Raw genomic sequence first — 13,508 nt, forward strand, 5'->3', positions numbered from 1 at the left:
GGGGATGGGGATTTGCGGGTTGCCGAGAGGATGCGCTCCCCAGCGGCAGGGATATCGTAACCCCGCCGCCGGGGGATGCCTCACAGACTGCGGTGATTCGTCACCAGATGGTCACCCGGGACTCCTGAGCCAGCCACAGCGCATCGGCGTCGCTCACGTCGAACGCCGCGTAGAACGCATCGATGTTGCGGACGATCTGGTTGCACCGGAACTCGTTGGGCGAGTGCGGGTCGATCGTCAGCAGCCGCAGTGTCTCCGCGTCGCGGCTCTTCTGCTGCCAGACCTGCGCCCACGAGAGCAGCAGGCGCTGCACGCCCGTGTAGCCGTCGATGACCGGTGCCTCTGCTCCGTCGAGCGAAAGCTCGTACGCCTTGAGCGCGATGCCCAGGCCACCGAGGTCGCCGATGTTCTCGCCGATGGTCAGGGCGCCGTTGACGTGGTGCTCGGCGTCGAGGCCCTCGGGCACCAGTTCGTCGTACTGGGCGATGAGCGCCTTGGTGCGCTGTTCGAACGCCGCGCGATCGGCATCGGTCCACCAGTCCTGGAGCCGTCCGTCGCCGTCGTAGCGGCTGCCCTGGTCGTCGAAGCCGTGCCCGATCTCGTGGCCGATGACCGCGCCGATGCCGCCGTAGTTCGCCGCGGCATCGCGCTCGGCGTCGAAGAACGGGTACTGGAGGATCGCCGCGGGGAACACGATCTCGTTCATCGACGGGTTGTAGTACGCGTTGACCATCTGCGGCGGCATGTGCCACTCGTCGCGATCGATCGGCTTCCCGACCTTGGCGACGGAGCGGTCGTGCTCGAAGATCGCCGCCCGCCGCACGTTGCCGAACAGGTCGTCCCGGTCGATCTCGAGCTTCGAGTAATCCCGCCAGACGACGGGGTGACCGATCTTGGGCGTGAAGGCATCGAGCTTCGCGAGGGCGCGCTCGCGGGTCTCGGCCGTCATCCACTCCAGTTCGGCGATGCTCTGGCGGTAGGCCTCGATGAGGTTCGCGACGAGCTCGTCCATCGCCGCCTTCGCCGTCGGCGGGTAGTGGCGCTCGACGTAGACCTTGCCGATCGCCTCGCTCAGCGCACCCTCGGTGACCGAGACGCCTCGCTTCCAGCGCTCGCGGATCGTGGGGACGCCGGTGAGCTCGGTGCCGTAGAAGGAGAAGTTCTCCTGGACGAAGTCGTCAGTGAGATACGGCGCGGCGGCATGCACGGCGTGCGCGCGCAGCCAGGCCTTCCAGTCGTCGAGGCGCTCGGCGGTGAGGAGCGTTCCGAGGCCCTCGAGGAAGCTGGGCTGCGAGATGACGGCCTCGGCGAAGGCCTCCGGGTTGGCCGGGGCGACCGCGTCACGCCACGGCGCGAGGTCGACGCCCACGAGCTCCTGGATCTCGTCCCAGGTCTTCAGGTTGTAGGTGGCGACGGCGTCGCGGCTCTTCACGTTGTCCCAGTGGTGACCGGCCAGCTCGGTCTCGAGCGCGATCGCGCGGTCGGCCTCGGCGGCGGCATCCGCGAACCCGGCGAGCGCGAGCAGGCGCTCGAGGTGCGCGCGGTAGGCGTCGCGGGTCTCGGCGAACGTGTCGAGCCGGAAGTAGCTCTCGTCGGGCAGCGACAGTCCGCCCTGCAGGATGACCGGCACGTAGCGCTCGGGGTTGCCCGGGTCTCCGTCGACGTAGAAGCCGATCAGGTGGGCGCGGCCGTCGCGGTCGTAGGCGCCGACCGTGCGCAGGAACGCGGGGATGCCGTCGATCGCGTCGATCTCGGCGAGGGTCTCGGCCAGCGGCGTCACCCCGGCAGCGTCGATGCGCGCGGTGTCCATGAAGCTCGCGAACAGGTCGCCGATCTTGCGGGCGAGAGTGCCGTCTTCGGCATCCTGCGATTCCTCGATGATCGTGCGGACGTCTTTCTCGGCCTGCTCGGCGAGAAGGTGGAACGACCCCCAGCGGGCCTTGTCGCCCGGAATCTCGGTGCGGGCGAGCCAGGCGCCGTTGACGTGGCGGTACAGGTCGTCCTGCGGGCGGATGTCGGAGCTGAACTCATCAAGGGCGAGGCCCACGGGAAGAACGTCAGTCATGCGAACAGCCTATGACCCGCCTCCGTCATTCGGTCTTCCGAAGTCCCCAGCGACGGCGACGGCGCGGCGGCTCGGGAGCGGATGGCGCAGATCGGACGGCGCGGCGCTCGCGCCAGGCCGCGACGGCGGCATCGATGTCGCGCGGCGCCGTGACCACCGGCGGACCGCCCTGCAGCTGACGACGAGCCTCGATCACCCGGCGATTGAAGTCCTCGAGCACCTCGCGCACGTCGGACTCGCGACCGAGGAGGTCGAGCTGGCTGTCGAGCTCTCGGTCCTCGTTGCGCAGCAGGATGGCGGGCGGGCCGAGTCCGGTGATGTTCTCGGTCTCGATCTTGCGGCGGATCCACCAGTCCGGATCGTCGTGCGTACCCAGACCCTCCAGCGGCTTGCCCGCGCCGGGCAGGTCGTCGAAGTCACCGCGTCGGATCGCCACCTGGATCGCGGTCTCGATGAAGGCCGCCCGATCGACGGCGGCTCCCGCTCCCGGAGCGATGCCCTCCTCGTCGTCTCCCGTCGCGCCCCGCTGCTGCGCTGCGCGATACCGCGCCGCCGCTTCCCGTGGGTCCGTCATGATGCACCTCCGCCGCATCCGAGTTCCCTCCACCCTAAGCTCGAAGGATGACCGCGCGCCTCTCCCTCAATCGAGAGATCCTGCGCCTCGCCGTCCCCGCCTTGGGCGCGCTGATCGCGGAGCCCGCCTTCCTCATCGTCGACGCGGCCCTGGTCGGACACCTCGGCACGACGCCGCTCGCCGGACTCGGCATCGCCGGCGCCGTGCTGCAGACGATCGTCGGGCTGATGGTGTTCCTCGCCTACTCGACGACGCCGGCCGTCGCGCGTCGGTTCGGCGCCGGCCAGCCCGGGGAAGCGGTGTCGGTGGGCGTGAACGGGATGTGGCTCGCCCTCGCGCTCGGTGCGGTGCTCGCGGCGGTCGGCACGGTGACGTCGCCGTGGCTCGTCTCGCTGTTCGGAGCGGGAGAAGCGGTCGCCGAGCAGGCGAACGCCTACCTCGTCATCTCGATGTGGGGCCTGCCGGCGATGCTGATCGTGTTCGCCCCGACCGGCCTGCTGCGCGGGATGCAGGACACCGTCACCCCCCTGTGGATCGCCGGGCTCGGCTTCGGCGCCAACGCGCTGCTCAACTGGCTCTTCATCTACGGGTTCGGATGGGGCATCGCCGGGTCCGCCGCCGGCACGGTGACCGCGCAGTGGGGCATGGTCGCGGCGTATGTGCTCGTCGTGCGGCGCCTCGCCACCAGGCACAGCGCGTCGCTCCGCGCCCAGCGCGCGGGGATGCGCAGCACCGCGACGTCGGGCGGCTGGCTGTTCCTGCGCACCGTGAGCCTGCGTGCCGCTCTCCTCGTGACGGTCGCCGTCGCCACCGGCATCGGCACCGAGGAGCTGGCGGGCTGGCAGATAGTCTTCACGATCTTCTCGGCCGCGGCCTTCGCGCTCGACGCCCTCGCGATCGCGGCGCAGGCCCTGATCGGTAAGGAGCTCGGCGCCGGCGATGAGCAGCAGGTGCATCGTGTGCTCGGGCGCACCGTGGCCTGGGGCGTCTGGTTCGGTGTCGCCGTCGGTGCGCTGATCGCCGCCCTCTCGGGAGTGCTCGGGATCGTCTTCACCGGGGATGCCGAGATCGCCGCGCTCGTGCAGCCGGCCCTGATCGTGCTGGCCGTCGCGCAGCCGATCGCCGGGGTCGTGTTCGTGCTCGACGGAGTGCTGATGGGCGCGAACGACGCCCGCTACCTGGCGCTCGCGGGCGCGCTGAACCTGGTTCCGTTCCTGCCGGCGCTGTGGATCATCGCGGCCGTCGGGGTCGACGGGAGCATCGGACTCGTGTGGCTCGGAGTCGCCTTCTTCGGCGTGTACCTGCTCGCGCGACTCGCGACCCTCGGCTGGCGGGTGCGGTCGGGGCGCTGGCTCTCTGCGTCGGTCTAGCGCCGCCCTGTTGTTCCTCCACAGGCTCGCAAGAATTCGAGTTCTCCAGAGCAACCGGGATCAGCGGAATACTACGTCTCCGACGTCTGGTGCCTTGACGATGATCGGGGGATGCTGAAGGGATGCTGGAGATGACGGAACCACAGACATGGACGCTGATCGGCGTCTTCGCCGCCGGAATGCTCGGCACGATCACTCTGATCTCCTCGATGTTCGCGCGAATGATGCAGAACGGTTTCGACGGGGTGCGGAAAGAGATCCACAGCGAGTTCGCGAGCGTGCGGACAGAGTTCCGCAGCGAATTCGCCGGCGTGCGGACGGAGTTCCGCAGCGAATTCGCCAACGTCCGGACCGAGGTCAAGGCCGTGCACGCGCGCATCGATCACCTCGATCGCGACGTCAACGCGATTTACCGCCACCTCTTCGGCATCGAACGAACCTGAGCGAGCCGCGCTCTTCAGGCGACCTCGAGCTCCGCGATCACGATCTTCTTCATGTGCATGAGCGCCTGGATCTGCTCCGGACGCTGCTGCAGCAGATCGAGGCCGGCGGGGACGATCTGCCAGCTGACGCCGAATCGGTCCTTGCACCAGCCGCACGCCTCGGCATCCGGCACGGCGGAGAGCGCCGCCCAGTAGTGATCGATCTCTTCCTGGTCGGCGCATTCGATCACGAATGACACGGCCTCGTTGAACGAGAAGGCCGGTCCCCCGTCGATGCAGCCGAACCGCGCGCCGTTGAGGGTGAACTCGCCGTTGATCACCTTCCCGCCCATGCCTTCGAAGTGCTCGCTGAGATGCTCATCCGGGTACAGCGTGACCTGGTCGATCGATGAGTTCGGGAACACCGAGACGTAGTACTCCATCGCCTCCTGCGCGGAGTCGTGGAACCAGAGATAGGGACGGATGGGCGCAGGGCTTGTCATGTCGACCTCCTCGATCGGCACTCACGCTACGCCCGCGGATGCCTCGTGTCGAGAGGTCTCCGCACCGATCAGCCCGCGTATCTCCGGCACCACTCGTACATGATCACGGCCGCCGCCGCACTGGCGTTGATCGAGCGCGTCGAACCGTACTGGGTGATCTCGATGTGGGCGGATGCCGCGGCGAGCGCCTCCGCGGACAGCCCGGGCCCTTCCTGTCCGAACAGCAGCACGCACGTGCGCGGGAGGTCGGCCCGGTCCACCGGCACCGCCCCCTCGACGTTGTCGACCGCGATGATCGGGATGCCCTCGTTCGCCGCCCATGCCGCGAACGTCTCGACGTCTTCGTGGTGCACGACGTGCTGGTACCGGTCGGTGACCATGGCCCCGCGCTTGTTCCAGCGCCGACGTCCGATGATGTGCACGGTGTCGGCGAGGAACGCGTTGGCGCTCCGCACGATCGACCCGATGTTCATGTCGTGCTGCCAGTTCTCGATCGCGACGTGGAACGGATGCCGCTGCGTGTCGAGGTCCGCGACGATCGCCTCCATGCGCCAGTACCGGTACCGGTCGATGACATTGCGGGTGTCCCCCGCGGCCAGCAGCTCGGGGTCGTACCGGTCGTCGGCGGGCCAGGCCTCTTGCCCACCCGGCCAGGGACCGACACCGTACCCGGGCTGGGCCACAGACCCGGTGTGCGCGGCCGGTTCGACCGTCGCCTCGGCGTCGGGCGCAGCATCCGGCGCGGGCGTCTGCTCATCCATCACGCCAGGGTATCCGGCGGCGCTCGCAGCGACCGACACGCGTGCCGCATCCACTTTTAGGCACGCCGAAAACAAGCTAGGGTTTCGGTGTGCCTAAAAATTCCGCGACGGTGCTGACGCCGCCCGTCCGCACGACCCCGCCCCGCAGCCTGTGGCTGCTCGGACCCGCCCTGGTCGCGGGCGTCGCCTACCTCGACCCGGGCAACGTCGCGAGCAACATGACCGCGGGTGCGCAGTACGGTTACCTGCTGGTGTGGGTCGTGCTCGCCGGCAACGTGATGGCCTGGCTGATCCAGTACCTCTCGGCGAAGTTGGGTGTGGTCACCGGGCAGAGCCTGCCCGAGGTGCTGGGCTCCCGCCTGCGGCACCCCTGGGCTCGCCGCGCCTACTGGCTGCAGGCCGAGCTCGTGGCGATGGCGACCGATCTCGCCGAGGTCATCGGCGGCGCCGTCGCGCTGTACCTGCTGTTCGACATCCCGCTGCTGCTCGGCGGTGTCATCACCGGCGCCGTGTCGATGATCCTGCTGGCCGTGCAGAGCCGTCGTGGGGCGCGACCCTTCGAGTTCGTGATCATCGGACTGATGGTCATCATCACCGTGGGCTTCGTCGCCGGCGTCTTCGTGGCTCCGCCCGACCCGGCGGGCGTCGTCGGCGGTCTGGTGCCGCGCTTCGAGGGGACGGGGTCGGTGCTGCTCGCGGCATCCATCCTCGGCGCGACGATCATGCCGCACGCGATCTACGCGCACTCCTCGCTCGCCCGCGACCGCTTCGGCGCCACGACCGCGCACGCCGGTGACGAGGCCGTCCGCACCGCGACCGCCCGCATCCGCCGTCTGCTCACGGCGACGCGGTGGGACGTCTCGATCGCGATGGTGATCGCGGGCTCGGTGAATCTCGGCATCCTGCTCCTCGCCGCGGCGAACCTCGCCGGCGTCGAGGGCACCGACTCCCTGGAGGGCGCGCATGCGGCGCTTGCCGCGGGACTCGGACCGGTCGTCGCGACCTTCTTCGCCGTGGGCCTGCTGGCGTCGGGCCTCGCGTCCACGTCGGTCGGCGCCTACGCCGGAGCCGAGATCATGCACGGCCTGCTGCACGTGCGCATCCCTTTGCTCGCACGCCGACTCGTGACGCTGATCCCGGCGCTCGTGATCCTCGGGATCGGGGTCGATCCGACGCTCGCCCTCGTGCTCAGCCAGGTGGTGCTGTCGTTCGGGATCCCCTTCGCGCTCATCCCGCTGGTGGCCCTGACCGCACAGCGGCGCACGCTCGGCCCCTGGGCCAACCGGGTCTGGACGACCGCGGCCGGCATCGTGGCATCCGTCCTGCTGATCGCCCTCAACGGCGCCCTGCTCTGGCTCGTGCTCAGCGGCGCCTGAAACTCAGGGCGTCCGGGGCGCGGATAGGCTCGAAGCATGTCTGCCGAAACCGCCCGCCGCACCGTCCGCATCCTCAGTTGGAGCGGACTCGCCGCCGGCGTGATCGGCGGGCTGCTGGTCGCGTTCCCCCAGGTGCTGCCGTTCGGCGGACCGTGGGTGCAGCTCGTGCTCGGCATCGCGACGCTCGTGCTGTCGTTCCGCGCCCGCCGGATCGGCATCGCCCAGGTGCCCGACTACGACGGCCGCCTGTCGTTGGCGGCGGCTCTCCTCGGATTCCTCGTGATCTTCTTCGCCGGACAGGTTGCCTGGGGCGTGCTGGTCGCCGTCGCGAACTGAACGCCGCCCCTGATCCGACCGACTCCCCTGATTTAGACTGGCTTCCGTGGCTTCCCCCGCAGCAGACGACTACCTGAAGACCGTCTACGCCCACACCGAATGGCAGGACGCGCCGATCACCCCGTCGGTCCTCGCCGCGAAGCTCGGCATCGCCCCGTCGTCGGTCACCGAGATGGTGAAGAAGCTCGCGGCGGCAGGCCTGGTCTCGCATGTGCCTTACGGCGCCGTGCGCCTGACGGATGCCGGAGCGCACCGTGCCCTCGCGATGCTGCGCCGTCATCGCCTGATCGAGACCTGGCTGGTGCAGGAGTTCGGCTACGGCTGGGACGAGGTGCACGACGAGGCCGAGGTGCTCGAGCACACGATCAGCGACCGCCTGCTGGAGGGCATCGACGAGCGGCTGGGCCGTCCGCGGTTCGATCCGCACGGCGACGCGATCCCGGATGCCGACGGCTCGGTCGAGCGCGAGCCCTTCGTGCTGCTGGCGGATGCCGCGGCCGGTCACACCGGCCGCGTGCTGCGGGTGAGCGACCGCGATCCCGATCTGCTTCGCGCGCTCGAGGGCGCGGGAGTGACGATCGGTACCGCACTCATCGTGACCGGCGCCGGCGTGCGCCTGGGCGAGAAGGACACCGCGCTTCCCGACGGCAGTGACGGCGTGATCTGGCTATCCGCCTGACCAGCCGTCACCGATCGGCACTCAGGCCCCGACCAGGCCGACGATGAGATACATCACGAACGACAGCCCCGCGGCGATGCCGGCGTAGGGCAGGATCGCCAGCATCAGGTTGTGCGGTTTGATGCCGATCGATCGCGACGCGAGGATGATCCCGTCGCCGTAGAGGCAGGTGGTGCTGCCCAGCGCCGCACCCGAGAAGACCGCGGCGCCCGCGAGGATCGGGTCAGCGCCGAGAGCGATCGCGAGCGGCAGCACGACCGGCGTGATCACCGCGGCGAGGTCCCAGAACGATCCGGTCGCGTAGGCGTAGATGCCGCATACCGCGAAAACGATGGCAGGAAGGAGCGCCGGCGTGAGCACGGGCTCGGTGACGTCGATCACCCAGTCGGCGAGATGCAGGGAGAGGTTCATCTCCTGCACCATGAAGGCGAGCACCGTCAGCACCGCGACGAACAGCATGCTCTCGATTCCGGCGAGTGCCGATTCGAGGATCTCCCGGATGCGCAGGCGACGCTGGACGAGGGTGATCACGATCGTGACGACGAGGGCGGCCGCCGTGCCCTTCACGACGTTCGCCTCGGTGAGCACGGTGACCCCGACGAGGGCGACCATCGCCAGCAGGAAGGGCCAGGCCTGCGGACGCTTCGTCGCGACCTCGGTCTCGAGCGCCACCGCGACGCGCTGAGCGGTCGAGCCGTCGGCATCCGTGCTCCTGATCTCCTGGAGCAGAACCGCGCCCTCCGCCTCGCGCTCCTCCGGAGTCGTGCCGAGGGGGAACACGTCGCCGTCGCGCTCGGCACGTACGGCGTCGCGCTTGATCGCACCGACCCGCGGAAGCCACCCCGCGCTCATCAGGAACGCGACCACGATCGCGATCCAGCCGAAGAAGATGAACGGGATCGCCTGCAGATACGCGCCGAAGCCCGACCCTCCGACGGTCACACCCTGCGCCTCGAAGAGACCGGAGAAGAACAGCGCCCAGGTCGAGAACGGCACGATCACCGCGATCGGCGCCGCCGTCATCTTCATGATCGACCCGAGCTGCGTGCGCGGGACCGCGTAGCGATCGGTGAGCGACTTCAGCGACGTGCCGACGGTGAGCACGTTCAGGTAGTCGTCGACGAACAGGACGACCGAGAGGAAGAACGTCAGCAGGGTCGACTTGCGCCGCGAGTTCACGAAGCGCTCGGTCCAGCGCGCGAAGTCCGAGACGATGCCCGAGCGCTCGAACAGCGTGATCAGGATGCCGAAGAGCACGACGATCAGCAGAAGCCATTGGGCCGTCTCGTTCGCGAGGGACTTGCCGAAGTACTCGACCCAGGTGTCGAACGCACCCCAGCCGGTGAGCAGCAATGCACCCACGAGGGTGCCGCAGAACAGGGCGAAGAGCGTCCGGCGCGTCAGTACGGCGACGAGCAGGATCACCAGGATGGGAAGGAGCACGAACATGGTCACCTCGTTGTGATTGTGATCAGGAGACGACGAGGCCGCCGACGGCGGTCTCGGATACGGCGACCTCGACGAGTTCGTCGGGCGACACCTGGAGCGGGTCGGCATCCCACACCGCGTAGTCGGCGCGGAAGCCGGGAGCGAGCCGACCGAGGTCGGTGTCTCCCTGGGCGCGGGCCGCGCCGACGGTGTAGCCGTGCAGTGCCTGGTAGGCGGTGAGGCGCTGCTCCGGCTCGAAGATCGGGGCATCGGGGGCACCGGGCCGTCGACGCAGCATCGCCCAGGCGAGTCCGATCCTGGCGTCGTTCTGCGCGATCGGCCAGTCCGACCCGAGCGCGACCGGGGCACCGGCATCCCAGAAGTCGCGCACCCGCCATGCGTGCGCGGTGCGCTCCGGACCGAGGCGCTGCGCCCAGTCGTCGGTCGCGTCGGCTTTGCGCCACTGCAGGTGCAGCGGCTGCATGGATGCGGTGATCCCGGCCGCGGCGATGCGGGCGAGGTCGCGATCGGCGGTGGTCTCGAGATGCTCGATCCGATGCGGAGCGCCGTTCGCGGACCGCACGCCCGCCTGCAGGTACGCGTCCACGGCGCTGCCGATGGCGCGGTCGCCGATCGCATGCGTCGCCACCTGGAACCCCGCACCCGCATACGCAGCGACGGTGCGGGCGTACGCGGCATGGTCCTTCCAGAAGGGTTCGAGGCCCTGCCCCTCGGCATCCGGCTCGTACAGCCAGGCCGTGCCGGTCTCGACGACGCCGTCGGCGTAGAGCTTCACGAGTCCGCCGCGCCAGCGCTCGCCCCGCTCGTCCCGCACGGCGAGGTTCTCCGCCATCCGCTCGGCGTCGAACGACGGCTCGTGGTCGACGGCCGACACGATCCGGATGGGCAGTCGCCCGCTCTCGTCGAGGTCGCGCAGCAGCTCGAGGGTCGCGAACGATCCGTCCATGATGCAGCCGCCGGTGAGGCCGGACGCCCCGAGACCGCGCAGCAGCTGATGCGTCGCGTCCAGAGTCTGCTCGCGGCTGAGCGCCGGGGCGGAGCGACGCACGGGCTCGTAGGCGGACATCTCTCGCAGCTCACCGGTGGGCGCTCCGTGGGCGTCGACGACGATGACGGAGTTGTCGGCGAAATCGCGCGGTCCGAAGATCTGACCGCGAACGAGCCCGGCCGAGCTCGCGAGCGCGGTGTGCCCGTCGTACATGACCAGCAGCGCGGGCAGACCGCGTACCGCGTCGTCGATCGCGGCAGCCGTGCAGGGCAGCTCGTGGAAGACGTCGTAGTCGAGATTCCAGCCGCGCACCCAGGGGTCCGCGTCCTCTGCCAGCGCGCGGTCGGCCTCGGCGCGGAGCACGGCGAGCAGGGAGGTCGCCTCGGTGATCCCGCCGAGGTCGGCGCCGACCGCGAGCTCGAGACCCTGGATCGGGTGCAGGTGCGCGTCGATGAGGCCGGGTGTCAGGGTCTTGCCCCGATGGTCTCGGATCTCGGTGCCCGCGCCGCGGAACTCGGAGACGGTCGTGTCGTCTCCCACGGCGAGGATGCGACCGTCGCGAACAGCGAGCGCGGAGGCGAGCGGGCGACGCGGATCCATGGTGACGATCCGCGCCCCGGTGATGATCACGTCTGCGGCGACAATGGTCATGGCGGGTTCTCCCGACAGAGGGTTTAATTGAATGAGTTTCAATAAAGTAGCAGAGATCGGTTCCATGACAAAGCAGCAGCGCAGCGCAGGTCGCCCGAGAGCCACCGTCCTGACCGAGGAGAAGATCCTCCGGGCGGCGCTCCGCGTGGCGGGTTCGCGCGGGCCGGCGCAGTTCACGATGACCGCCCTGGCGTCCGCACTCGGCGTGCGGACGTCGGCGCTCTACCACCACTACGCGAACCGGGATGCCGTCATCCGCGCCATGCGGGCGCGCATCGGAGCGCTCACCGACCTCGCACCGCTGGAGCACGCCGACCCGGTGGAGGCCCTCTTCGGGTGGGGCGTCAGCTATCGCGAGGCGATGCTCACCGCCCCCGGGGCGATCGTGCTCCTCGCGACGCTGCCGATCGACGCGGACCGCGAGTCCTTCCTCCAGTACGAGGCCGTCACCGACCGGCTCCTCGCCGCGGGCTGGCCGCCCTCGAAGACCCTCGACACGATCGTCGCTCTCGAGTCGTTCGTCATCGGATCCGCGCTCGACGCACTCGCGCCGACGGACAACATGTCGCCGGGCGAGCTGGCCGAGGACTTCCCGCGCTACGCCGAGGCGGAGCGCCTGCGCGCGTCGGCCGGCGACGACCCCGCCGGCGAGACCTTCCGCATCGGCCTGCGCGCTCTGATCACGGGGCTCACCGCGTGGGCCGTCCCCTCCGGAGATACCCGCCCTCCGGGCGTCACCCCCTCCCTCTAGGCTGTGCACATGGCCCAACGCGACGACATCGAATGCTGGCTCACCGACATGGACGGCGTGCTCGTCCATGAGAACGACGCCATCCCCGGAGCATCCGAGCTGCTCGCCGGATGGGAGAGCGCCGGCATCCCGTACCTGGTGCTCACGAACAACTCGATCTTCACCGCCCGCGACCTGTCGGCCCGCCTGCGCACGAGCGGTCTGCACGTGCCGGAGGAGCGCATCTGGACCTCGGCCCTCGCGACGGCGTCGTTCCTGCAGCAGCAGCTTCCCGGCGGCTCGGCGTTCGTGATCGGCGAGGCCGGCATCCTCACCGCGCTGCACGACGCCGGCTTCATCATGACCGAGACGAACCCCGACTTCGTGGTCGTCGGCGAGACGCGCAACTACTCCTTCGAGGCCATCACCAAGGCGATCCGTCTCATCATCGGCGGCGCGCGCTTCATCGTCACGAACCCGGATGCCACGGGCCCCAGCGCCGACGGACCGCTGCCCGCGACCGGGGCGATCGCCGCACTCATCACTAAGGCCACGGGCAAGGAGCCGTACGTCGTCGGCAAGCCGAACCCGATGATGTTCCGCTCGGCGCTCAACAAGATCGGCGCGCACTCGAAGCGCACGGGCATGATCGGCGACCGCATGGACACCGACGTCGTCGCGGGCATCGAGGCCGGACTGCACACCGTGCTGGTGCTCACCGGCATCAGCGACCAGGCCGAGATCGAGAAGTACCCGTTCCGCCCCGACGAGATCGTGCAGTCGGTCGCCGACCTGCTGCCGCGCATCACCGACACGATCACGACCATCAAGACGAAGAAGTGACGCGTGGGCGCGCTTGACGAGGGCGAACGACTCAGAGCGGCGGATGCCGCCGCCTGGCGTGCCTGGCTCGAGGAGAACCACGAACGCGCCGCCGGCGTCTGGCTGCTGAGCGTGCGCGGCACGGGCGCCGACGGCGTCGGCTACGAGGATGCCGTGCGGCAGGCGCTCTGCTTCGGATGGATCGACGGCCCGGTGCGCGTCTTCGACGACGGCACCGAAGACCGCGCCAACGGGCAGTGGTTCTCGCCGCGGCGACCGGGGAGCGGATGGGCCGCGACGAACAAGGCCCGCATCGCGCTGCTCGAGGCGGAAGGCCAGCTCGCGCCGGCCGGCATCCGCGCTCTGGAGGTCGCGAAGGCGAACGGATCGTGGACCGTGCTCGACGGACCGGAGGCCGGGATCGAGCCCGAGGAGCTCGCCGCTGCACTCGACGCCGTGCCCGCGGCGCGGGCGGGCTGGGACGCGTTCCCGAGATCGGCGAAGAAGATCGGGCTCACGCACATCGCGATGGCGAAACGCCCCGAGACGCGATCGGCCCGCATCGCGAAGATCGTGGCGGATGCCGCGGAAGGGAAGCGCCCATGAACCAGAGCGACGTGCTGTTCCTCGTCGTCTTCCTGATCCTGCTCAGCACCCTGACCGTGATCATCGTGCAGTTCGTGCGCTCCCGCCGCCGCGGCGGATCGGACGATGGTCGCGGCGGCAACTGGTGGGAAGGCCCCTGGGACGAGGGCGACGGCAAGCGCTGAGCGCGGGCCGCC

Annotated in this window: 15 protein-coding genes; 9 read left to right on the plus strand and 6 right to left on the minus strand. The window is 69.6% G+C overall.

The features are described 5' to 3' along the window. Positions 1-100 precede the first annotated feature (100 nt). A complete protein-coding gene (locus tag LC452_RS03805; RefSeq protein WP_223622695.1) occupies positions 101-2,065 on the minus strand; it encodes a M13 family metallopeptidase in 1,965 nt (654 codons plus the stop codon). A 25-nt stretch (positions 2,066-2,090) separates the two neighbouring features. Next, the gene (locus LC452_RS03810; protein ID WP_223622696.1) at positions 2,091-2,639 is read right to left on the minus strand and encodes a DUF1992 domain-containing protein; all 549 of its coding nucleotides are present in this window, start codon (positions 2,637-2,639) and stop codon (positions 2,091-2,093) included. 47 nt (positions 2,640-2,686) lie between these two features. Between LC452_RS03810 and LC452_RS03815 the strand changes: the two genes are divergently transcribed. Both LC452_RS03815 and LC452_RS03820 read left to right on the plus strand, forming a co-directional pair. Beyond that, positions 2,687-4,009, plus strand: a complete 1,323-nt coding sequence (locus LC452_RS03815; RefSeq protein WP_223622697.1) for an MATE family efflux transporter — start codon at positions 2,687-2,689, stop codon at positions 4,007-4,009. Positions 4,010-4,188: 179 nt separating this feature from the next. After that, positions 4,189-4,452, plus strand: a complete 264-nt coding sequence (locus LC452_RS03820; RefSeq protein WP_223622698.1) for a hypothetical protein — start codon at positions 4,189-4,191, stop codon at positions 4,450-4,452. 14 nt (positions 4,453-4,466) lie between these two features. Here the strand turns inward: LC452_RS03820 and LC452_RS03825 are convergent, their stop codons facing one another. After that, positions 4,467-4,934, minus strand: coding sequence for a VOC family protein (locus LC452_RS03825; RefSeq protein ID WP_223622699.1), 468 nt, complete (start codon positions 4,932-4,934; stop codon positions 4,467-4,469). Between the two features lie 68 nt (positions 4,935-5,002). Next, a complete protein-coding gene (locus LC452_RS03830; protein WP_223622700.1) occupies positions 5,003-5,695 on the minus strand; it encodes a TrmH family RNA methyltransferase in 693 nt (230 codons plus the stop codon). Positions 5,696-5,784: 89 nt separating this feature from the next. Here LC452_RS03830 and LC452_RS03835 point away from each other — a divergent pair, with 89 nt between their 5' ends. The 3 genes from LC452_RS03835 to LC452_RS03845 are packed head-to-tail and all read left to right on the plus strand — an operon-like array spanning position 5,785 to position 8,086. Next, complete coding sequence (locus tag LC452_RS03835; RefSeq protein ID WP_374197757.1) at positions 5,785-7,071, plus strand: Nramp family divalent metal transporter; 1,287 nt, start codon at positions 5,785-5,787, stop codon at positions 7,069-7,071. Positions 7,072-7,107: 36 nt separating this feature from the next. Beyond that, positions 7,108-7,407: a hypothetical protein gene (locus LC452_RS03840; protein WP_223622701.1), complete on the plus strand. Its 300-nt coding sequence runs from the start codon at positions 7,108-7,110 to the stop codon at positions 7,405-7,407. A 46-nt stretch (positions 7,408-7,453) separates the two neighbouring features. Then, positions 7,454-8,086 carry a metal-dependent transcriptional regulator gene (locus tag LC452_RS03845; RefSeq protein WP_223622702.1) on the plus strand — a complete coding sequence of 211 codons (633 nt, stop codon included), beginning with the start codon at positions 7,454-7,456 and terminating at the stop codon, positions 8,084-8,086. A 21-nt stretch (positions 8,087-8,107) separates the two neighbouring features. On the opposite strand, the gene LC452_RS03850 is transcribed toward LC452_RS03845, so the two are convergent. After that, complete coding sequence (locus LC452_RS03850) at positions 8,108-9,535, minus strand: Na+/H+ antiporter NhaC family protein (RefSeq protein WP_223622703.1); 1,428 nt, start codon at positions 9,533-9,535, stop codon at positions 8,108-8,110. Positions 9,536-9,557: 22 nt separating this feature from the next. Beyond that, the gene (locus tag LC452_RS03855) at positions 9,558-11,174 is read right to left on the minus strand and encodes an amidohydrolase (protein ID WP_223622704.1); all 1,617 of its coding nucleotides are present in this window, start codon (positions 11,172-11,174) and stop codon (positions 9,558-9,560) included. Positions 11,175-11,238: 64 nt separating this feature from the next. On the opposite strand from LC452_RS03855, the gene LC452_RS03860 reads away from it, so the two are divergent. Genes LC452_RS03860 through LC452_RS03875 form a run of 4 tightly spaced genes read left to right on the plus strand, consistent with a single transcriptional unit; the run spans position 11,239 to position 13,496 of the window. Further along, entirely contained in the window at positions 11,239-11,925 is a 687-nt protein-coding gene (locus tag LC452_RS03860) for a TetR/AcrR family transcriptional regulator (protein WP_223622705.1), read from the plus strand. A 9-nt stretch (positions 11,926-11,934) separates the two neighbouring features. Next, positions 11,935-12,747 (plus strand): HAD-IIA family hydrolase, encoded by an 813-nt coding sequence (locus tag LC452_RS03865; protein WP_136057438.1) that lies wholly within the window; start codon positions 11,935-11,937, stop codon positions 12,745-12,747. A 3-nt stretch (positions 12,748-12,750) separates the two neighbouring features. Further along, positions 12,751-13,332 carry a YdeI family protein gene (locus LC452_RS22030; RefSeq protein WP_223622706.1) on the plus strand — a complete coding sequence of 194 codons (582 nt, stop codon included), beginning with the start codon at positions 12,751-12,753 and terminating at the stop codon, positions 13,330-13,332. Next, positions 13,329-13,496, plus strand: coding sequence for a hypothetical protein (locus LC452_RS03875; protein WP_223622707.1), 168 nt, complete (start codon positions 13,329-13,331; stop codon positions 13,494-13,496). The genes LC452_RS22030 and LC452_RS03875 overlap by 4 nt, the downstream gene beginning before the upstream one ends. Positions 13,497-13,508: the final 12 nt, after the last annotated feature.

The organism is Microbacterium sp. EST19A (genome assembly GCF_019969685.1).
In the GTDB taxonomy this organism is placed as follows: Bacteria; Actinomycetota; Actinomycetes; order Actinomycetales; family Microbacteriaceae; genus Microbacterium.

Excerpts from the sequence above, each read along its gene's own strand:
- LC452_RS03805 (WP_223622695.1), bottom strand. The coding sequence starts at position 2,065 with ATGACTGACGTTCTTCCCGTGGGCCTCGCCCTTGATGAGTTCAGCTCC.
- LC452_RS03810 (WP_223622696.1), bottom strand. The coding sequence starts at position 2,639 with ATGACGGACCCACGGGAAGCGGCGGCGCGGTATCGCGCAGCGCAGCAG.
- LC452_RS03815 (WP_223622697.1), top strand. The coding sequence starts at position 2,687 with ATGACCGCGCGCCTCTCCCTCAATCGAGAGATCCTGCGCCTCGCCGTC.
- LC452_RS03820 (WP_223622698.1), top strand. The coding sequence starts at position 4,189 with ATGCTCGGCACGATCACTCTGATCTCCTCGATGTTCGCGCGAATGATG.
- LC452_RS03825 (WP_223622699.1), bottom strand. The coding sequence starts at position 4,934 with ATGACAAGCCCTGCGCCCATCCGTCCCTATCTCTGGTTCCACGACTCC.
- LC452_RS03830 (WP_223622700.1), bottom strand. The coding sequence starts at position 5,695 with ATGGATGAGCAGACGCCCGCGCCGGATGCTGCGCCCGACGCCGAGGCG.
- LC452_RS03840 (WP_223622701.1), top strand. The coding sequence starts at position 7,108 with ATGTCTGCCGAAACCGCCCGCCGCACCGTCCGCATCCTCAGTTGGAGC.
- LC452_RS03850 (WP_223622703.1), bottom strand. The coding sequence starts at position 9,535 with ATGTTCGTGCTCCTTCCCATCCTGGTGATCCTGCTCGTCGCCGTACTG.
- LC452_RS03855 (WP_223622704.1), bottom strand. The coding sequence starts at position 11,174 with ATGACCATTGTCGCCGCAGACGTGATCATCACCGGGGCGCGGATCGTC.
- LC452_RS03860 (WP_223622705.1), top strand. The coding sequence starts at position 11,239 with ATGACAAAGCAGCAGCGCAGCGCAGGTCGCCCGAGAGCCACCGTCCTG.
- LC452_RS03865 (WP_136057438.1), top strand. The coding sequence starts at position 11,935 with ATGGCCCAACGCGACGACATCGAATGCTGGCTCACCGACATGGACGGC.
- LC452_RS03875 (WP_223622707.1), top strand. The coding sequence starts at position 13,329 with ATGAACCAGAGCGACGTGCTGTTCCTCGTCGTCTTCCTGATCCTGCTC.